Annotated in this window: 19 protein-coding genes; 9 read left to right on the top strand and 10 right to left on the bottom strand. The window is 57.2% G+C overall.

Annotation, left to right across the window (positions count from 1 at the left end; all coding sequences use genetic code 11):
- Positions 1-340: 340 nt before the first annotated feature.
- The gene (locus AC2FJZ_RS01500; RefSeq protein ID WP_496667420.1) at positions 341-2614 is read right to left on the bottom strand and encodes an NADP-dependent malic enzyme; all 2274 of its coding nucleotides are present in this window, start codon (positions 2612-2614) and stop codon (positions 341-343) included.
- A 157-nt stretch (positions 2615-2771) separates the two neighbouring features.
- Here AC2FJZ_RS01500 and AC2FJZ_RS01505 point away from each other — a divergent pair, with 157 nt between their 5' ends.
- From AC2FJZ_RS01505 to upp, 7 genes are all read left to right on the top strand, one after another.
- Positions 2772-3503 carry a hypothetical protein gene (locus AC2FJZ_RS01505; RefSeq protein WP_496775840.1) on the top strand — a complete coding sequence of 244 codons (732 nt, stop codon included), beginning with the start codon at positions 2772-2774 and terminating at the stop codon, positions 3501-3503.
- Complete coding sequence (locus AC2FJZ_RS01510) at positions 3466-4572, top strand: cupin domain-containing protein (protein ID WP_496775841.1); 1107 nt, start codon at positions 3466-3468, stop codon at positions 4570-4572. The genes AC2FJZ_RS01505 and AC2FJZ_RS01510 overlap by 38 nt, the downstream gene beginning before the upstream one ends.
- An 88-nt stretch (positions 4573-4660) precedes the next feature.
- Positions 4661-5053 (top strand): cytidine deaminase, encoded by a 393-nt coding sequence (locus AC2FJZ_RS01515; RefSeq protein ID WP_496775842.1) that lies wholly within the window; start codon positions 4661-4663, stop codon positions 5051-5053.
- A gap of 4 nt (positions 5054-5057) precedes the next feature.
- Complete coding sequence (locus tag AC2FJZ_RS01520) at positions 5058-6365, top strand: thymidine phosphorylase (protein ID WP_496775843.1); 1308 nt, start codon at positions 5058-5060, stop codon at positions 6363-6365.
- Positions 6362-7573, top strand: coding sequence for a phosphopentomutase (locus tag AC2FJZ_RS01525; RefSeq protein WP_496775844.1), 1212 nt, complete (start codon positions 6362-6364; stop codon positions 7571-7573). Before AC2FJZ_RS01520 ends, AC2FJZ_RS01525 begins: the two co-directional genes overlap by 4 nt.
- Positions 7570-8556, top strand: coding sequence for an adenosine deaminase (locus AC2FJZ_RS01530; RefSeq protein ID WP_496775845.1), 987 nt, complete (start codon positions 7570-7572; stop codon positions 8554-8556). The genes AC2FJZ_RS01525 and AC2FJZ_RS01530 overlap by 4 nt, the downstream gene beginning before the upstream one ends.
- Positions 8553-9185 (top strand): uracil phosphoribosyltransferase, encoded by a 633-nt coding sequence (gene upp / locus AC2FJZ_RS01535; protein ID WP_050603293.1) that lies wholly within the window; start codon positions 8553-8555, stop codon positions 9183-9185. Before AC2FJZ_RS01530 ends, upp begins: the two co-directional genes overlap by 4 nt.
- 6 nt (positions 9186-9191) lie before the next feature.
- Here upp and AC2FJZ_RS01540 read toward each other — a convergent pair whose 3' ends face one another.
- Positions 9192-10205 (bottom strand): hypothetical protein, encoded by a 1014-nt coding sequence (locus AC2FJZ_RS01540; protein ID WP_496775846.1) that lies wholly within the window; start codon positions 10203-10205, stop codon positions 9192-9194.
- Between the two features lie 145 nt (positions 10206-10350).
- Here AC2FJZ_RS01540 and AC2FJZ_RS01545 point away from each other — a divergent pair, with 145 nt between their 5' ends.
- Entirely contained in the window at positions 10351-11286 is a 936-nt protein-coding gene (locus AC2FJZ_RS01545) for a DMT family transporter (protein ID WP_496775847.1), read from the top strand.
- Between the two features lie 284 nt (positions 11287-11570).
- A complete protein-coding gene (locus AC2FJZ_RS01550) occupies positions 11571-12344 on the top strand; it encodes a Hint domain-containing protein (protein ID WP_496667411.1) in 774 nt (257 codons plus the stop codon).
- Between the two features lie 56 nt (positions 12345-12400).
- Here AC2FJZ_RS01550 and AC2FJZ_RS01555 read toward each other — a convergent pair whose 3' ends face one another.
- The 8 genes from AC2FJZ_RS01555 to AC2FJZ_RS01590 form a co-directional block, all read right to left on the bottom strand.
- Positions 12401-14602 carry a 3-hydroxyacyl-CoA dehydrogenase NAD-binding domain-containing protein gene (locus AC2FJZ_RS01555; RefSeq protein WP_496667410.1) on the bottom strand — a complete coding sequence of 734 codons (2202 nt, stop codon included), beginning with the start codon at positions 14600-14602 and terminating at the stop codon, positions 12401-12403.
- A complete protein-coding gene (locus tag AC2FJZ_RS01560) occupies positions 14595-15083 on the bottom strand; it encodes a cupin domain-containing protein (RefSeq protein WP_496667409.1) in 489 nt (162 codons plus the stop codon). Before AC2FJZ_RS01560 ends, AC2FJZ_RS01555 begins: the two co-directional genes overlap by 8 nt.
- Positions 15083-16294, bottom strand: coding sequence for an acetyl-CoA C-acetyltransferase (locus tag AC2FJZ_RS01565; RefSeq protein WP_050603298.1), 1212 nt, complete (start codon positions 16292-16294; stop codon positions 15083-15085). The genes AC2FJZ_RS01560 and AC2FJZ_RS01565 overlap by 1 nt, the downstream gene beginning before the upstream one ends.
- Positions 16295-16305: 11 nt before the next feature.
- The gene (locus tag AC2FJZ_RS01570; protein WP_496775848.1) at positions 16306-16944 is read right to left on the bottom strand and encodes a glutathione S-transferase family protein; all 639 of its coding nucleotides are present in this window, start codon (positions 16942-16944) and stop codon (positions 16306-16308) included.
- Positions 16945-17078: 134 nt separating this feature from the next.
- Complete coding sequence (locus AC2FJZ_RS01575; protein ID WP_050603300.1) at positions 17079-17291, bottom strand: hypothetical protein; 213 nt, start codon at positions 17289-17291, stop codon at positions 17079-17081.
- Between the two features lie 53 nt (positions 17292-17344).
- A complete protein-coding gene (locus tag AC2FJZ_RS01580) occupies positions 17345-19126 on the bottom strand; it encodes an acyl-CoA dehydrogenase C-terminal domain-containing protein (protein ID WP_496775849.1) in 1782 nt (593 codons plus the stop codon).
- Between the two features lie 42 nt (positions 19127-19168).
- On the bottom strand, positions 19169-19570 hold the full coding sequence (locus tag AC2FJZ_RS01585; RefSeq protein ID WP_050603302.1) for a MerR family transcriptional regulator: 402 nt from the start codon (positions 19568-19570) through the stop codon (positions 19169-19171).
- A gap of 270 nt (positions 19571-19840) precedes the next feature.
- Positions 19841-20209, bottom strand: coding sequence for a MerR family transcriptional regulator (locus AC2FJZ_RS01590; RefSeq protein WP_496667406.1), 369 nt, complete (start codon positions 20207-20209; stop codon positions 19841-19843).
- Positions 20210-20230: the final 21 nt, after the last annotated feature.

The raw sequence follows: 20230 nt of genomic DNA on the forward strand, positions 1-20230 counted from the left end.
GTGTTAGGACCCAGAAAACTTTCGGGCAAGCGTGTCAAATGACGACGCGTCAGTTTATCGCGAATTATTTGCAGGAAACCGCTTTAAGCCCTGCAAATTTTTGCAAACCCCTTTTTCATCATTGGGAAATCGATGTCTGTTGACCTGTTTTGCAAAGTTGCAAACTATCCGATGCAAAAAAACGAACTGGGGAACGACTCAAAAGGGCGTACAGCACTTGGCCTGTCGGGCAACCTTCGATGGGGCATGGTCGACGCGACCACATTTAGCAGAGCAAAAGTGAATATTTAGTGTACCGCACTCCGGCCCGGAGTGCAGTACTGGTGTTGGGCAGAATTGCTCAGCCGTAATGCGCAACCGGAGTACCTGCGATTGCGGCCATATTCAGAAGTCCGCGCGCCGTAATCGACGGCGTGACAATATGAGCCTTGTTGCCCATGCCCATCAGAATGGGTCCAACTTCAATTCCATCCGCTTTCATCTTGAGGATGTTGCGCACCCCGCTGGCGGCATCCGCATGGGCGAAGATCAGCACATTCGCCGCGCCTTGCAGCCGTGATTCCGGAAAGATGCGTGCCCGGAGGTCTGCGTCCAAAGCGGCATCCAAGTTCATTTCACCTTCGTAAACAAAATCACGCGGCTGTTGATCCAGAATGCTCAGCGCCGCACGCAACCGTTTTCCAGACCCTTCTGCTTGATTGCCGAATTGTGACTGCGAGCAGAAGGCAATCTTGGGTTCGATCCCAAACCTGCGTACATGGCGCGCAGCACCAATGGTGGACTCGGCCAGTTCTTCAGGAGTGGGCAGTTGTCGAACATGGGTGTCGGCGATGAAAAGGGGCCCGTCTTCCAGAATCATAAGAGACAAGGCGCCATGCGGGCGCAGGTCGCCATTGCCCAGAACTTGCTCCACATAGTTCAGGTGCCAGCGATACTCGCCAAACGTGCCGCAGATCAGACTGTCTGCCTCACCGCGATGCACCATGATTGCGCCAATCGCGGTGGTGTTGGTGCGCATGATCGCCTTGGCCAAATCCGGCGTCACACCACGGCGCTGCATGATCTGATGGTAGGAGTTCCAGTAATCGTAATAACGCGGATCGTTTTCCGGGTTTACGATCTGGCAATCCGATCCGGGACGAATGGTCAGGCCCAGCTTTTCGCAGCGTGCCTCGATCACTTCAGGGCGTCCGATCAGGATTGGCGTTTCCGTTGTCTCTTCTAGGACCGCTTGTGCAGAGCGTAGCACGCGTTCGTCCTCGCCCTCGGCGAAGACGATCCGACGGGATGCGACCGCAGCGGCCTCGAATACGGGACGCATCAGAAGTGCAGATTTGAAAACGGATTGGTTCAGCTTTTCCCTGTACGCCTCAAAATCCTCGATAGGCCGCTTGGCCACTCCACTTTCCATGGCAGCCTTGGCCACGGCGGATGAGACCACGCCTACCAGTCGTGGGTCGAAGGGTTTGGGGATCAGGTAATCCGGGCCAAAGGTCAGCTGTTCACCCTTGTAAGCTGCGGCAGCCTCGGCACTTGTTGTCGCGCGGGCCATTTCGGCGATACCGTCGACGCAAGCGATCTGCATCTCATCATTGATCTCGGTCGCACCAACATCCAGCGCACCTCGGAAGATAAATGGAAAACACAGTACGTTATTGACCTGATTGGGAAAATCGCTGCGTCCCGTGGCTATGATCGCGTCTGGCGCAACTTCACGTGCGGTTTGAGGCAGAATTTCCGGGGTCGGATTGGCCAGCGCAAAAATAATCGGGCGGCTGGCCATTTTTGCAACCATCTCGGGTTTCAGCACATTTGGGCCGCTGAGGCCCAGAAACAGATCCGCATCGTCGATGACGTCGTCCAATGTCCGCAGATCCGAGTTCTGAGCGAATTGGGATTTTTGCGGATTCATGTCTTCGGCCCGGCCTTCATAGACAAGCCCATGAATGTCGCACAGCCAAATGTTCTCGCGCTTAACGCCCAGTTTCACCAGCATGTTCAGGCAGGCAATCCCGGCAGCCCCGCCTCCGGTCGATACCACCTTGATGGTGTCAAAGGACTTCCCGGTCACGTGCAGCGCGTTCTTTGCGGCGGCCCCAACCACAATGGCAGTGCCGTGCTGGTCGTCATGAAAAACAGGTATATTCATGCGCTCGCGGCAAAGCTTTTCGACGATGAAACAATCGGGGGCCTTGATGTCTTCCAAGTTGATCGCGCCAAAGGTGGGTTCGAGTGCGCAAACGATATCCGCCAGCTTCTCGGGGTCGGATTGATCGACTTCGATATCAAAGCAATCGATGCCTGCGAACTTCTTGAACAGGACGGCCTTGCCCTCCATCACCGGTTTTGAGGCTAGTGCCCCAATATTGCCCAGACCCAGAACGGCCGTACCATTGGACACCACCGCAACCAGATTGCCACGCGCGGTGTAGCGTTCGGCATTTGCCGCGTCGGCCTTGATTTCAAGACTGGCCTCGGCCACGCCGGGGGAATAGGCCCGCGCCAGATCGCGCCCGTTGGCCATTGGCTTGGTGGCCTTGATCTCAAGCTTTCCGGGCTTCGGATGGGCGTGATATTCAAGCGCGGCCTGTCGCAAACTGGGGGTGTCAGACATCGGCGTTTCTTCTCCCTAAGAAATATAATTTAACTTTAAACTATATTTTCGCACTTGGCTACGTAGCGTCACCTTGGCGAGTTGTCGCAACTGTGAAGTGAATGCGGATTGATACTTGTCACAAGACTTTTACATCTGATCGACTTTGCGATCCACAATGGCACACAGGCATATCGAAGCAGTCATGACGTTCAAGGCAGATGATCAGGTCGACAATCTGTTCTCCGGTCCTGTGACCGGATTCGAATTTATCCAACTGGTGTTGTGGGGTGCAGTGCTTTTGGCTTCTGCTCTTGTTGTCACGGTTCTCATTTGGCCCGGGCACGTGGCGGGTTACAATCAAGAAGGCGGCGTGATCGAAACTGTTTCCGCCGCGGGTCTGTTCGCCGCGGGTTTGGCGGCGCTGTGGCGCTACCGAGGCTTTTGCCGAGCATATATTGGCCTTACGTTCCTATTGCTTGCCGAGCGAGAACTGGAGGCTGACATTTATTCCAAGGACAGTTTGCCGTTCATGTTCTTAGACAGTCTGGATGTATTTCTGGATATCTCCGGGGTTAGGGTTGCGCTGGTATTGATAGTGCTTGGTGGTGCCATCTGGCACGGCATTCCCACGGGATTGCGGGCGTTCAAACGCCGTAACCTTTCCCTGATGGTGTTTATCGCGGCAGGATGTGTCGCCGTAATTGCCCAGCTTCTGGAAGAGTATGCCGGGCTGTACAGCAGGGCTTTGTCAGATCTTATGAAAGTGCGGCTTTTTGTTCTGGAAGAAACGCTCGAGATGTTCTTTTCGATTGGCATTTTGGCCTCTGTTCTGATCGGATGGCCCAAAACGCAATCCAACGGAACACCCCATGACCAAGACAGCCGATCCATCGCAGACCTACGCTGAATTCCGCCTGCCCACACAGGAATTGCGCGACGACATTCCCTTTTACACAAAGCGGCTGGGGATGAAGATGGACATGATCTATCCCGCAGACGATCCGCGCGTAGCGGTGTTCTCGGGACATGGATTGCGGTTGCGCATCGAAAAGGATGCACCTGAAAGCGCTGGAACGCTGCGGATTCTGACCGATGACCCCGAAGGTTTCGCCAATGGTGAACGCGTTCTTGTTGCGCCAAACGGGACCCGTGTTGAAATCGCAGAGCGGAACCCACCGCTGGTGATGCCTGAAACGGTCCATTCCTTCGTGGTGCGCAGGCTCAAGGATCAGGCGCCATGGATCATTGGGCGTGCCGGAATGCATTACCGTGATCTGGTGCCAGACCGTCTGGGCGGTTCGATCATCGCCAGCCATATCCGTATTCCTGACGGAGGCCCCGTGCCCGACATGGTGCATTTTCACAAGGTCGGGTTTCAGTTGATCTTTTGCATCCATGGATGGGTGGATGTGGTCTATGAAGATCAGGGTAAGAAAATGCGTCTGACCGCTGGGGATTGCTTTATCCAGCCGCCAGAAATTCGTCACCGCGTGCTGGAAGCATCCGACAATGTACAGGTCATTGAGATCGGTGTGCCAGCCGAACATGTCACGGAGATCGACCATGATATGCAGCTACCCACGCCGCATTTTCGTCCTGAGCGTGAATGGCAGGGACAGCGCTTTGTCTACAATCAGGCAACGGGTGCCGAATGGGTGCCGTTCCGTTTGCCGGGGTATCTCTGCCGTGACACTACGATTGCTGAAAATACAAAAGGCGTCGCCGGAGTTCAGGTTGTGCGCAAAGGCCAGGGTGATCCGGAATGGGCCAGCCATGACACCGATATCCACTTCACCTTCGTGATGGACGGTGAAGTGACGCTGGAAGGTGAAGGCCGCGAGCCATACCGGCTGGAGCAGGGCGACGCATTTGTCATTCCACCGGGAATGCGAACGCGACTGTCTGCGCCGTCGGACGACATTGAATTGCTGGAAGTCACCTTGCCCGGTACATTCAACACAACGCTGGGGGACTGAAAAACAAGGTTGAGGGGGCTTCTATTCCCCCGCCTTTTTCCGTTAGGGTCCAATTTTCTGACCAGATGATCAAAAATGGGGAATCGCCATGTCGCTGAAAGACGCTGCCTTGTCCGTCCGGGAAAACGCTTATGCGCCTTATTCGAACTTCAAGGTTGGAGCGGCACTGCGGTCTTCCTCGGGTCAGGTTTATTCCGGTTGTAATGTCGAGAACGTGGCATACCCCGAAGGCACCTGTGCCGAGGCCGGTGCAATTGCTGCGATGGTTGCCGCGGGCGAACAAGAACTGACCGAGGTCTATGTGGTCGCCTCCAGCCCTCAGCCCGTGCCACCTTGCGGTGGGTGCCGACAAAAGCTGGCCGAGTTTGGAACGCGTGATGTGAAAGTTACTCTGGCGACAGTGGACGGTGCAGAGTTCGAAACCACCATCGGAGAATTGCTGCCAGGCGCGTTCGATGCCTCTCACATGGAAGATGTCTGAGCGCATGGACGCCCGTTCAATCATTGCAAAACTGCGCAGGCATAAGGTGCCGGGGCGCGAGGAACTGATCTGGTTCGCGCAGGGGCTGGCCGACGGCAGCGTCAGCGACGCGCAGGCAGGCGCTTTTGCCATGGCTGTCTGTATGGGTGGTTTAGGCGCGCAAGGGCGCGCAGATTTGACGGTGGCGATGCGAGACAGCGGCGATGTTCTTCCGTGGGATGTCGACGGGCCGGTTATCGACAAACACTCGACCGGCGGAGTCGGGGACAGTGTAAGCCTAGTTCTTGCCCCGGCACTGGCGGAATGCGGGGCATATGTTCCAATGATTTCGGGCCGAGGCCTGGGACATACCGGTGGGACACTGGACAAGCTTGAGGCGATACCGGGTGTCAGCACGCAGATCGGGCAAGATCGCCTTGCGCAAATTTTGCGTGAAACCGGCGCGGCCATCGTAGGTGCGACGGGTCAGATCGCACCGGCGGACAAGCGGCTTTATGCGGTGCGTGACGTAACCGCGACGGTCGAAAGCCTGGACCTTATCACGGCATCGATCCTGTCTAAAAAGCTGGCGGCCAGCCCGGATGCGCTGGTTCTTGACGTCAAGGTCGGCAGCGGTGCCTTCATGAAAACGATGGAGGACGCCCAAAAGCTGGCCACAGCCTTGACAGAGACTGCAAACGCGGCTGGGTGCCGAACGTCTGCGGTGATCACGGATATGAACCAGCCTTTGGCCCCTGCGTTGGGCAATGCCTTGGAAATCGCTGAGGTGATGAAGGCCCTGACTGGGTCGCAGGCTTCACCATTGGCGGTCATCTCTGCCGAGTTAGGGGGTGTTTTGCTGACGGATGCCGGAATGTGCGGGTCGGTTGAGGAAGGGCGCGAACAGATAGCGGAAATCATCCGCGACGGGCGTGCCGCCGAACGATTTGGTCGCATGATGGCTGCGGTCGGTGGACCCGTTCAGTTCGTCGAGAACTGGGCTCGGTTCCTGCCAGAGGCAAATGTCATTCAGGAAGTCAGAGCCCCTGAAGATGGCTATATCTCTGCCATCAACGGAGAAGCGTTGGGCCTTGCCGTTGTGGCGCTGGGCGGTGGCCGGCAGATCGAAAATGACGAGATAGACCCCGCTGTTGGGATCTCGGATATTCTCCGACTGGGGGATAGTGTGACCAAAGGTTCACCAATCGCCGTGATCCATGCTGCTCGGGAAGATGCGGCACGGCGGGCCGCAGAAAGCGTGCTCAGCGCGATCACGATCAGCGATACCGCTCCGACGCTGCCCGATCTGATCCACGAAAGGATCAGCCTATGAGCCGTGCTTTCCTTGTTGTCATGGATTCCGTTGGTATAGGCGGAGCACCTGATGCCAGTCAGTTTTTCAACGGCGACGTTCCGGATACCGGGGCGAATACACTGGCTCACATCGCGCTGGCTTGTGCGGAAGGGCGTGCAGAAGACGGGCGCTCTGGCCCTTTGGATCTGCCGAACCTGGACGCGTTGGGATTGGGCGCGGCAACACGCTTGGCATCCGGGGACGCGACTCCGGGATTGGATGCCGAACCCACTGGCCTGTGGGGCTGTGCGCGCGAGCATTCGCCCGGTAAGGACACGCCCTCTGGCCACTGGGAACTGGCTGGCCTACCAGTGCCATGGGACTGGCACTATTTCCCAGACACGGTTCCAGCTTTTCCCGAGGACCTGAGTCGTGCAGCGGCTGAGGCCGCCGGGACCGAAGGGATCCTTGGAGATTGTCATGCTTCGGGCACAGCGATCATTGCCGATTTGGGGGCCGAGCACATGCGCACCGGCTGGCCGATCTGTTACACCTCTGCTGACAGCGTGTTTCAGATCGCCGCGCATGAAGAAAGCTTTGGGTTGGACCGGCTACTGAACTTGTGCCGCAGGCTTGCCCCGCGATTGCATGAAGTGAAAGTGGGACGTGTCATTGCACGACCCTTTGTTGGAACGCCTGAGGCGGGGTTCGAACGGACAACCAATCGCAAGGATTTCGCCATTGTACCGCCTGCACCGGTCCTGACCAACTGGGTGCAGGATGCGGGGCGCACGGTTCACGCCGTGGGCAAGATCGGCGACATCTTTTCGATGCAGGGCATCGACACGCTGCGCAAAGGGTCGGATGCCGAATTGATGCAGCACCTGTCAGATCTTGTGGACGAGGCGGAAGAGGGCAGTTTGACTTTCGCCAATTTCGTCGAATTCGACAGCTTGTATGGCCATCGCCGCGACATCAGCGGATATGCCCGCGCGCTGGAATGGTTCGACCGGGAGATCGGGAAAATTCTGACCAAACTCCGCCAAGGCGACGTGTTGCTGCTGACTGCGGATCATGGCAATGACCCCAGCTGGACCGGAACGGATCACACGCGTGAACAGGTGCCGGTTCTGATTGCAGGGCAGGGTGCGGGACAGATCGAGCAAGTGGATTTTGCCGACGTCGCCGCCAGTATCGCCCACCACCTGAACGTTCCGGTACAAGGACCGGGAAGGAACTTTCTATGAGTGTCGCTGACCTACCCAAAATAGAACTGCACCTGCATCACGAAGGCGCAGCCCCGCCGGCTTTCATCCGTCAGCTTGCGCACGAAAAGCGCGTTGATCTGAGCGGTATCTTCAAGCCCGACGGATCGTATGACTTCTGCGACTTCGCGCATTTCCTGAGCGTGTATGAAGCCGCTTGTGAGGTGCTGAAAACGCCCGAGGACTTCCGCAGGCTTACCTTGGCAATTCTGGAAGAAAGCGCCGAGAATGGTGTAGTTTATTCCGAAACCTTTCTCAGCCCGGATTTCTGCGGTGGCGGCGATCTGTACGCATGGCAGGATTATCTTAACGCCATTCAGGACGCCGCAGACGAGGCCGAGCGCAAGTTCGACATCACTCTGCGGGGTGTCATCACATGTGTCCGTCATTTTGGCCCTGAACAGGCAAAACGTAGCGCCCATTGTGCAGCGGAGACCGCCGGTGACTGGATCACCGGTTTTGGCATGGGCGGAAATGAATCCATTGGAACACAGGGTGATTTCAAATGGGCCTTCGACTGCGCACGTGAAGCCGGGCTGCGGCTGACAACACATGCGGGTGAGTTCGGTGGTCCTGAAAGCGTGCGCGATGCCGTCCGCGATCTGGGAGTCGAGCGCATCGGTCACGGCGTTCGCGCCATCGAAGACCCCGACCTTGTTCGCGAGTTGGTGGATCGAGACATCATTCTTGAAGTCTGCCCAGGTTCGAACGTGGTTCTGGGCCTTTTCACTGATTTCGTGGCCCACCCGATTGCGCGCTTGCGCGAAGCGGGCGTGAAGGTCACGGTATCCACGGACGACCCGCCGTTTTTTCACACAACCATGCGGCGGGAATATGAAATGTTGAACGCAGCATTTGGCTGGGAGGCCGAAGATTTTGCGGCACTGAATGAGACGGCCCTTGCAGCGGCCTTTTGCGATGAAGACACCCGCGCGCGGGTCAAGAAAAGACTGGAGACAACATGAGCGAACATCTGACCGTCGTCGATCACCCGCTGGTGCAACACAAATTGACGCTCATGCGGGACAAGGGGCGCTCGACCGCCGAGTTCCGGCAATTGCTACGCGAAATCACCCTGCTTCTGGCCTATGAGGTTACACGGGAAATCCCGTTGACGACACGTCACATCGAAACGCCGATGGAAGAGATGGACGCCCCTATTCTGGCAGGCAAGAAGATGGCGCTTGTGTCAATCCTACGCGCCGGAAACGGGATGCTGGATGGAGTGTTGGAACTTGTGCCCTCTGCACGCGTTGGCTTTGTCGGGCTGTACCGTGACGAAGAAACCTTGAAGCCCGTACAATATTATTTCAAAGCACCTGAGGGCCTGAAAGACCGCTTGGTCATCGCCGTGGATCCGATGCTGGCCACTGGCAACAGCTCGGCCGCAGCCATTGATCTGCTGAAAGAGGCGGGCGCAACGGATATCCGCTTCCTCTGCCTGTTGGCCGCGCCCGAGGGCGTCGCGCGCATGAAAGAGGCGCACCCGGATGTGCACATCGTGACCGCTGCATTGGACCGCGAGTTGAACTCGAAAGGTTATATTATGCCAGGTCTGGGCGATGCAGGCGACCGGATGTTCGGAACCAAGTAGCCCGGTTTATTCGCCGCAGATATTCTGAAGCTGGACCCAATCGCGGTCCGGCAACACCTGTTCCAGGGGCTGGCCCGCCATGGGATCGGCCTCGATCAGACCCAATACAGTCTCTCCGGTAATGTCGCGAGCGTAGGCGTATGGGGTTGAGGGCAGGACACTTTGCGAGAACATCGCCAGCAAGTCTCCGTCTGGAATGGAGGGGCGGGGTTGCGAGAGCACCTGTTCGGTATAGGCGTCGATAATCTCGGGTGTCAGCCCCCCGGTGGTCAACAACCGAAAGGCCGAGGATGCACCGGTTTTGTCCAGCAAGTCATCCAGCGGGTCTTTGAGAGCCGCCCGCGCCCGTTCCGCAACAACGTATCCTGCAGCGACCGCAGGGTCTTCGTGATCTTCAACCAGCGTGCGGCTTAGCAGAACGGTGCCGCCAGGCAGACTAAGGCTGTCTTGAACACCTGCGGGCAAAATGATGATCTGCCGCACGCCCGTGCGCCGGGCCAGTCGTTCCAGCGAAGCCTGCGCATCCCGAGAGGTGCAAGCCTGCCCCGAGACGCGCTCGATCCGGCGCAGGATTGTGTCGCCGATCTCCTGCCGTTTGACCTCGGGCACGACCGAGACGACGTGGTTTTGCAGCGCGCTGGGCAGCCAGAACAGCAGCACAGCCAGAACCGCGGCAACGACGCCTCCAACACTGAGCCAGCGCAAGCGCCCGGGATGGGGGCGCGAGCGGTCGATGGCGCGCTGCAACCGGTCGATTGCCTCAAGCATCGTGGTTTCGGATTCTCCCAGTTCAAGCGTTTCATCCGGGTCGCCATCAGGGTTGAAGATGGCCGGAAAGGCACCGGGATTCTGCCGTTCAACCGCTGCCAGAGACCAATGGGTCAAAGCCCTGTCGTTGAAATCGGAAATGGTCAGGGTGGCTTCGCCAATCGATACCACAACCTCACGCCGCTGTTCATCGGGCGAGGGGCGCCACAGACCGGTGGCTTCGATCCGCTGATACTGTTTCAGGGCCGTCATCTGGATGAGGTCTGCTCGATATTGTTTTGACGCAGCTTAGCATGGCGCGTTCACAGGGCGCAAACCTGTTGCACGATCTTTCTGAGTTGTGGTGGACGCCCAACAGGGTTAAGCGCAATTTTAAGATCGCAATTGAGGCGCGAACATGCAGGCAACTTCAACTTCGTCCCCGGTGCTGGCCTCGGCTTTGATGGTTGGAGCAATGGCGATTATCGGCGTGATCGACAATGTTGTGATTCTTGTGGCCGAAACGGTTGGCCTGTGGCAGTTCCATCTGACCCGGGCGCTTTTGATGCTGCCGCTGATTGTCGGCTTGTCGCTTCTGGGGCTGGGCAGCCTGCGGCCGCAGCGATGGGGGGCCGTCATTCTGCGCAGCCTTTTGATGACTACAGCATTGCTGTTGTATTTTGCATCACTGGCCATGATGCCGATTGCGCAGTCATTGGCTGGTTTGTTTTCGTCACCCATTTTCGTGCTCTTGATCTCATCATTGGTGCTCAAGCAAACAATAGGACCGTGGCGTATTTGCGCAGTGTTGATCGGGTTCACAGGCATTCTTCTGGTCCTGCAGTTGAGCCCGACGGAATTTGACGTGCGTACCTTGTTGCCGGTCGCCGCCGGATTTTTCTATGCCCTGAGTTCGATTATCACACGAACGCATTGTTCCCAGGAAAGCACAGTGGCCATGATAGCAGTGATGTCGATAACACTCGCATTGGCCGGTTTGGCGGGCGTTCTTCTGTTCACTTTTTTACCCGGTGCTGCGCCGGATGGGCCGGATGGTTTTGTCACACGTGGATGGGTCTGGGATATGGCCCCAGCGATGTTGTGGATTGCCATTCAGGCCGTCGGTTCGACCGCAGCTGTTTTCATGCTGGTCAAAGCTTATCAGGTCGGCGAGCCGTCTTATGTGGCGGTGTTTGAATATTCGGTTATGATTTTCGGCCCGCTTTTTGCATTTGTGGCTTTGGGGCAGACCCTCGGCATTATGCAGATTTCGGGCATTGTTCTGATTGCAGCAGCCGGGGCGTTACTGGGATGGCGGTCCAGACAGGCATCCCAGCAGCAAGAGGTTTCCTGATGTCTTTGTACGTTTTGTTTGCCTGAAATTCAGTTTCGTATCATTTGCCAAGATCGACAGCGGCATTCCTTGGCTGTTGGCGTACGGATTCGAAAGCTTGTACAGGCTGTTCGTTTCGGAATTAGCACAAAAGCCAGAGGTTTTTTTGTGAGTGTTCACAGTTTTCCTCGGTTTTCAGGCGGTTTCGGCTCAAATTGGGCGTAAATATGTCCGAAATAAGACACTCTTCATTTTTGGTGCTAGCTCTTTGACATAACGAATTAGTGCCAAAGGGGGTTAGGCACGTGTCTGAAGTAACGAGTATTTCTGTTTATCTAAATCAAGCACCTGACGGTGATCCAACCAATCTGAACCAGGCGGTGAATGCGCGCCGTGGGGGATTTCTGCGCAGTACGAAAATTGCCACCACCAGCGGCTGGAAACCAATTGAGCGAATTGTCGTTGGCGAGCGGGTTCGAACGCTAGATCACGGGTTCAAAGAGGTGCGTCGCATCTCGACCAGTGTTGTGGTCATTCCGGCCGACGAACGCCGCACAGAATATTTGCCGGTCTTTGTACCTGCACGTGCCGCGTATAACGGGCGGCCGGTTTGGCTGATGCCCGAGCAGGGCATAGCGCTGAACCTGTCCAAGATTGACGCCGAAGCCAACGGGATTTCCGTTCTGCCTGCGCGAATGCTGAATGGTGTGGGCAGGTTGATGTCGCAGGCACCGGGTTCGTCGTTTGAGGTATGCTCTCTGTTCTTCGACGATGATCAGGTGATCTTTGTCGAAGGTGGCTTGCAGACCTACTGTCCCTCAGGTCGGTTCAATATGCGCGGAACGCCCAACGGGCAACAGTATGATGTCGCTGACGAACAGGCTGCTACTGAATTCGTCAACATAATTGCAGCCAAGGGCGACATGTCAGCCCTTGCCAACCCATTGGGTGCTTTGCCTGCACCCATTTCGCAGGACCCGATATTTCCGATCCGCCCGTCATTTGGGGTCAGGCGGCCGGGTCGACCGGGGCGTCCCAATGCGCCGGTTCTGTTCCTGCGGCCCGAATGGCAGATCTAACCAAACACTGACAAGAACGATGCAGGCGCGTGGTTTCACGCGCCTGCATCATTGCTTTAAGCGGCTTTTGCTTCGGGACTGAAACGGCCATAAAAGCTCTGACCTTTTTCAGCCATCTCACGCAACAGCGGCGGGCAGGTGAAGCGCTCGCCATAGGTCGCGGCCAGTTGATCGCACCGCTCGGCTGCATACGGCGTGCCGATGATGTCCAGCCAGCTGAGCGGACCACCCGACCAAGGCGCAAAGCCCCAACCCAGAATGGCGCCCACGTCGCCTTCACGGATGTCTTCCAGAACGCCTTCTTCCAACGCGCGCACCGCTTCCAGAACCTGTGCGAACATCAGGCGTTCCTGCACTTCGATCAGGTCAGGCTGTTCGGCCGCGTGCGGGTACTTGTCTTGCAGTCCTTTCCAATATTCGACGCGCTTGCCTTTTTCGTCATAGTCAAAGAAGCCCGCATTGGCCTTGCGGCCCAAACGGCCCAGTTCTTCCATCCAGAAGATCAAGTCGTCCGACGGGCTGTCCGGATAGGCATTGCCCATGGCGGCCTTGGTCGCGCGGGCAATCTTGGCACCCAGATCAATCGATGTTTCGTCGGTCAACTGGATCGGACCAACCGGGAAGCCCAACTGACGCGCGGCGTTGTCGATCAGAACCGGGTTCACCCCTTCGGCTATCATCCGCACACCTTCGTTGATATACGGAATGATGCACCGGTTGGCATAGAAGAAGCGCGCATCGTTGACCACGATCGGCGTTTTGCGGATCTGGCGCACATAATCCAGCGCCTTTGCCACCGCGCGGTCCCCGGTGCCCTTGCCCTTGATGATCTCAACCAGGAACATCTTCTCGACCGGCGAGAAGAAGTGGATGCCGATGAACTGATCCGGACGTATGGATGCTTTGGCCAAGTCGGTGATCGGCAGGGTCGAGGTGTTCGAGGCAAAGATGCAATCCTCGGGGATGATCGCCTCGACCTTTTTGGTCATCTCAGCTTTGACGCCGGGGTCTTCGAAGACAGCCTCGATGATCAGATCGCACCCTTTCAGGTGATCCAGATCAGGGGTGGCCGTGATGCGGGCCAGCAAGGCTTGTTTTTTTTCAGGCGTGGCTTTGCCGCGCTTGATGCCCTTGTCCATATAGCTTTCGCTATAGGCCTTACCCTTGTCGGCAGCTTCCTGATCACGGTCGATCAGAACAACTTCCATCCCGGCCTGGGCCGAGACCAGTGCAATGCCGGCCCCCATCATGCCCGCGCCCAAAACGCCGACCTTTTTTACTCGCTGATCGGGAACATCTTTGGGACGCACTGCGCCTTTCTCCAGTGCTTCCTTGTTCAGGAACAGCGACCGGATCATGGCCGAAGAGGAGGGGTTCATCAGGACATTGGTGAACCAGCGTGCTTCGATTTTCAAAGCGGTGTCAAAGTCGACCAATGCGCCTTCATAGATCGAACTCAGCAGAGCTTTGGCCGCCGGGAAAGCACCTTGCGTCTTACCGTTGACCATCGCGCTTGCGCCCACAAAGGTCATGAAGCCTGCGGGGTGGTAAGGTGCGCCGCCGGGCATCTTATAGCCCTTCGCGTCCCAAGGTTTGACCAGATCGGCATCCTTGGCGTTCAGAACCCATTCCTTGGCCGCTGCAACCGGATCGTCCGTCACAGCGTCGATCAGCTGCGCGCCTTTGGCTTTCTTCGGGTCCATCATCTTGCCTTCCAGCAGCACCGGAGCGGCAGCCATCGCGCCGACCATACGGCTATAGCGCATGGTGCCGCCGCCACCGGGGAAGATGCCCAGCAGAATTTCCGGCAGGCCGATCTTGGATTTCGGGTTGTCGGTCATGACACGGTGATGACAGGCCAGAGCGATTTCAGTCCCGATCCCGGCGCATGTGCCGTTGATCGCGCAGGCAATCGGCTTGCCGCCTTTCTTGGTCTTGGGGTCCATACCCGCCAGTTCCAGCTTGCGCAGGATGTGGTGGCCGCCCATGACGAAATCGAACAGAGCTTGTGCCGGTTCATCTCCCGCTTCCTGCCGTATCGTGGCCAGCGTATTCAGGTCCATGCCACCTGCAAACGAGCCTTCTTTGCCCGAGGTGATGACGATACCCTTAATGTCGTCGTCGTTCAGGGCCTGATCAATCAGTTGGCTGACCTCCTGAAAGGCCTCGCGGGTCAGCACGTTCATGGATTTTCCCTGGGCATCCCAGGTCACAAAGGCGACGCCGTCTGCGTCTTTGCTCAGAGTGAAATCAGTCATTGTCATCTCCAATCTGGTCAGCCGTCAGCGGGCTGCCATCCTTGCGGGTGAAGGAGAATCCGTTCTCATCATCCTTCACCATCATGTCTATGTCGCTGTAATAGCCGGTCTCGGTCGGGGTCCGTGTGCCCACCACCAGAAAGGTCGCGGGCGCATCGGTTTTGTTCACAAGGTGGTGGCCGTTGGCCTCACCTGCTGGCCAAGTGGCGCAATCACCGGGCTGCATCTCATGCTCGCCATCATCATCGATCAGCACGCATTTGCCGCTGAGCATGATGGCAAACTCGTCCTGCTCCATGTGGTAGTGGCGCAGCGAGGACAGGCCCTGCGGCTCAAGCCGCACGATGTTGACCCCGTATTGGGTCAGACCACCCGCATCGCCCACGCGCTGAACAAAACGACCCGCGGTCGCTTCGGCCAGCTTGCCGGGATAGGACGAGCCGCCCTTGAACGGGATCTGAGAGAGGTCCAGCTTGGGCATCAGACCCGCTCGATAATAGTTGCTGCACCCATGCCGGACGCAATGCAGAGCGTGGCCAGACCGGTTTCCTTGTCCTGACGCTCAAGCTCATCCAGCAGCGTGCCGATGATCATTGCACCGGTTGCACCCAGCGGATGGCCCATCGCGATCGAGCCGCCATTGACGTTCACCAGCGCAGGATCGACGTCGAACGCCTGCTGAAAACGCAGCACGACCGAGGCAAAGGCTTCGTTCACTTCGAACAGGTCCAGATCGCTGATCTTCATGCCGTTGTCGGCCAGGATCTTCTCGGTCACAGGAACCGGACCGGTCAGCATGATGGTCGGGTCGGTACCGATCTTGGCGGTTGCCTTGATGCGCGCGCGCGGCTTCAGGCCATACTTCTCGCCAAATTCCTTGTTGCCGATCAGGACAGCAGCTGCACCGTCCACGATGCCCGAGCTGTTGCCCGCGTGGTGGATGTGGTTGATCCGTTCCAGATGTGGGTATTTGATCATCGCCACCTTGTCGAACCCGGGCATCTGCTCACCCATCATCTGGAAAGACGGGTTCAGCGCGCCGAGGCTCTGCATGTCAGTGCCGGGGCGCATGTATTCGTCGCGGTCCAGAATGGTCAGGCCGTTCTGGTCAGTCACCTTGATGACAGATTTCTCAAACCGATTGTCTTCCCAGGCCGCTGCTGCGCGTTTCTGAGATTCAACAGCCAGCGCGTCCGCGTCATCGCGGCTAAAGCCATATTCCGTCGCGATAATGTCCGCCGAGATACCCTGCGGCACGAAATAGGTGTCCATCGCCAGCGAAGGGTCAACAGCGATCGCCGCGCCGTCGCTCCCCATGGCCACACGGCCCATCATCTCAACACCGCCTGCGATGTAGGCTTCGCCCGCGCCGCCTTTGACCTGGTTTGCGGCAAGGTTCACGGCTTCCATTCCGCTCGCGCAGAAACGGTTGATCGCCAGACCGGGGATCGATTGGTCCAGATCCGAGGCCAGAACGGCAGAACGAGCCAAGCAGCCGCCTTGCTCCATCACTTGCGTGACGTTGCCCCAGATCACGTCTTCGACGGCGTGGCCTTCAAGGTTGTTACGCTCTTTCATTGCGTTCAGGGTCAGGGCGGACAGGCGCACCGAGGTTACCTCGTGCAGACTGCCATCCTTGCGGCCCTTGCCGCGCGGGGTGCGCAGGGCGTCATAGATATAAGCTTCGGTCATGGGTCTTCTCCTTAAGCTCGATCCGACGGGTTGCCGGGCATCAGGTCATAGGGGTGTTTCCAGCCGGGCTGCTCGGACAGGCGAGTCAGCCAGGCGTCGATATGGGGCCAGTCGGCGCGGTCAAAGCCGAATGGTTCGGGATAATAAAGGTAGCCACAGCAGCTGAGGTCAGCATTGGTCACGCCGTCGCCAACGATCCAGTCGCGGCCATCCAAGTGAGCGTTCAGAACTTGGTAGGCTGCCTTCAGTCGCCCCTGGTTGAAAGCGATTACATCGGGATTACGATGTTGTTCCGGGAGGAAATTGATCAGAAAGCGGGTCAAACCGGCCATCGAGCTGAGCTTGTGATTGTCCCACAGGACCCAGCGCAGAATGTCGTAGTTCTCTTCCCGGTCCTCGCCGCCGAACTTGCCAGATTTTTCAGTCACATAAGCCTGAATGGCACCGGATTGGCTGGTACGGAAATCACCGTCGATCAGGACTGGCGCTTCGCCCATTTCATTCACTTCGGCGCGATACTCGGGCGTGCGGGTAACACCTTTGAAGAAATCGACGAAGACCGGTTCCCATTCCAAACCGGACATTTCCAGTGCCAACGCAGCCTTGTAGCTGTTTCCGCTTTCTCCGAAGCAATGAAGTTTGATGGACATGTGATCGCCCCTCCCAAGGCATAAGCGCGAAGTCGACATTTGCGTATTTCGAGAAAGACCAACCAAAAGGCAGAGTGCCTTCGGGGTTCATCTTTCTGAAAACACGCCGACCCGAAAACAGGTGGCTGGTGTGGTTAACGTTTCCGCGCCTCAAGCTCGGAATTGAAGATGCGCAAGCGGTGGGTCAGGTTCTCCTCATCAATCACGCTGTTGAAGTTCTCGAACAAAAAAGACAGTGCTTCGCCTTCGTCCAGACCTGCTTCACGCGCGAAGGCCCTGAGTTTGCGATATCCGTCTTCGGTCATGGCGACAGGAAAGCGGCGGGTCAGGCGAAAACGCTTTGGCATGTGTGTCCTCCGGTAAGATGGGTCCGGGCAGGGGGCCCGAACCCACACTGAGATCAGAAGTTCGCTGCGTCCAGTGCCATTACCGTGTCCGCGCCAGTCTGAATGCGCGCCAGGTGCATCCCAGTCGCGGGCAGACGACGCGCCATGTAGAACCGACCGGTGTTGATCTTGGTCTCGTAGAACTCTTTATCCGATGCGCCACCGTCCAGAGCATCCTGTGCAGCATTGGCCATTTGCGCCCACATCAGTCCCAGGCAGACATGACCGAACATGTGCATGAAGTCGTAAGACCCGGACAGAGCGTTGTTCGGGTTCTTCATTCCCTCTTGCATGAAGTACATGCCAGCGGCTTGCAGATCCTTGGATGCGGCTTTCAGCGGCTCGATGAACGCCTTGTCAAACGCTTCGTCCTTGCCACCGTTTTCCTTGCAGAAGGTTTTGACCATCTCAAAGAACGCCATGACGTGTTTGCCGCCATCCTGCGCCAGTTTGCGGCCCACAAGGTCAAGCGCCTGTACGCCGTTCGCGCCCTCGTAGATCATCGCGATACGGGCGTCGCGGGTGTATTGAGACATGCCCCATTCTTCGATGTAGCCATGGCCGCCGTAGACCTGTTGTGCCTGAACGGTCATGTCATAGCCCTGATCGGTCAGGAAACCTTTGATGACCGGGGTCAGCAGCGAGATCAGACCATCGGCGTCTTTGTCATCGGACCGGTGCGCTTTGTCGAGCATCGTCGCACCCCACAGGATGAACGCGCGTGCGCCTTCGGTAAAGCTTTTCTGGTCCATCAGGTTGCGGCGGATGTCAGGGTGTACGATCAACGGATCGGCAGGACCGTCCGGGTTCTTTACACCCGTTACGTCGCGCCCCTGCAGGCGGTCCTTGGCATATTCCAGAGCATTCTGGAACGCGGCCTCTGCCTGTGCCAGACCCTGCATCCCCACGCCAAGGCGCGCTTCGTTCATCATGGTGAACATGGCGCGCATGCCTTTGTGCTCTTCGCCCAGCAGCCAGCCGGTGGCCTCGTCATAGTTCATGACGCAGGTCGAGTTGCCGTGGATGCCCATTTTCTCTTCGATCTTGCCGACCGAGACACCGTTACGCTCACCCAGGGTGCCGTCTTCGTTGACGATGAACTTAGGGACGATGAACAACGACACGCCCTTGATGCCGTCAGGGCCACCGGGGATTTTGGCTAGTACCAGATGGATGATGTTGTCGGCCATGTCGTGGTCGCCGGACGAGATAAAGATCTTCTGGCCCGAAATCTTGTAGCTGCCGTCGCCCTGCGGTTCCGCCTTGGTGCGCATCAGGCCCAGATCGGTACCGCAATGCGGTTCGGTCAGGTTCATGGTGCCGGTCCATTCACAGCTGACCATGTTGGGCAGGTATTTGTTCTTCTGTTCGTCGGTTCCGTGCGCCAGAATGGCCGAGGCCGCGCCATGGGTCAGGCCCTGATACATGGTGAAGGCCTGGTTGGAGCCTGAGAACATCTCGCCAACGGCAGTACCAATGACATATGGCATATTCTGGCCGCCATACTCTTCCGGCATGTCGAGGCCAGTCCAGCCACCTTCTTTCATCTGCTCGAAGGCGCCTTTGAACCCGGTAGGGGTGTACACAATGCCGTTTTCCAACCGGCACCCTTCGGTGTCGCCCACAACATTCAGTGGGTGCAGGACATTGGTTGCAACCTTGCCCGCCTCTTCCAGAATGGCACCGGTAAACTCGGCCTCCAGTTCGTTATAGCCGGGAATATCCGACTGCGAGATTTTCAGAACGTCATGCAGGATGAACTGCGTGTCTTTTGTTGGCGCGTTGTAAACGGGCATGTGAAGCTCCCTTAATTCATATGTCCGGATGGCGGGGCGAGGTTATTCGGCCGCCTTCTTTTCCTGTTTCATCGAGGCGATCACCTTTTCGCCCCAGCGCAACTGCTCTTTCAGGTCGTCGATGGCTTGCGTCAGTTCTTCGCGGCGCGATTCCATGTCGGCCAGACGTTCCAACGCGATTTCATAAGTGCGGGTCATCTGAGTGACCTGTTGGTCGCCCACATGATACAGATCCAGAAGCTGGCGGATTTCCTCCAGGCTGAAGCCAAAGCGTTTGCCGCGCAGGATCAGTTTCAGCCGCGCCCGGTCACGCTTGGTGAACAGACGTTTTTGGCCTTCGCGGATCGGGAACAGAAGTTCCTTGGCCTCGTAGAACCGCAATGTGCGTGGTGTGACATCATAGGTCTCGCACATCTCGCGGATTGTCATCACATCTTCGGTCATTCGTCATACTCTCGTCGCTGGCGTCATGAGACATGAGTTGCGCAGTTGCTTTGAGCTTTACAACACGTGAGTGACGTTTACGTAATTCAGACGCTGCGTCACTTTAAAGTTGACGTAACATCCAAACGCGTAAACACCGTTTGGTGAAATTTTCTTTCCCTTAGGTCAGGCAAAACCCGCGTCTTTTACGTGTGTAAAAGCTGCCCACACACGCATGTGGTGCGCCAAGCCGCGATTATTTGTCGAAGCGGATGTAAGGAAACGGCAGGTTTATTCCAGAGACTTTGCCGTCTGGTCACGTAGGCGCTTTAGCTCGTCCATGGCTTCGTCCAGTTGCTGGCGCTGCTGTTCAAGCTCACTCATCTGGCGATCCGCCATGTCTAAAAATGTGGCCATTTGCGCCTCGTTGCCCTGATCTTCATAGATCAACAGCCATTGGCGAATCTCTTCCAGAGGGAATCCGAACTTGCGGCCACGCATGATCAGCTTCATCCGCGCGCATTCCCTTGCGCCATAAAACCGGGACCGACCTTCGCGGTCCGGTTGCAGAAGCTCGATATATTCGTAATAGCGCAGGGTGCGCGGTGTTACATCGAACTCGGTGCACATTTCTTTGAATGACAAACGGTTGTTGGACATTCCTGGTCTCCTCGCCAGCAA

Source organism: Ruegeria sp. CDSA079, from assembly GCF_059612245.1.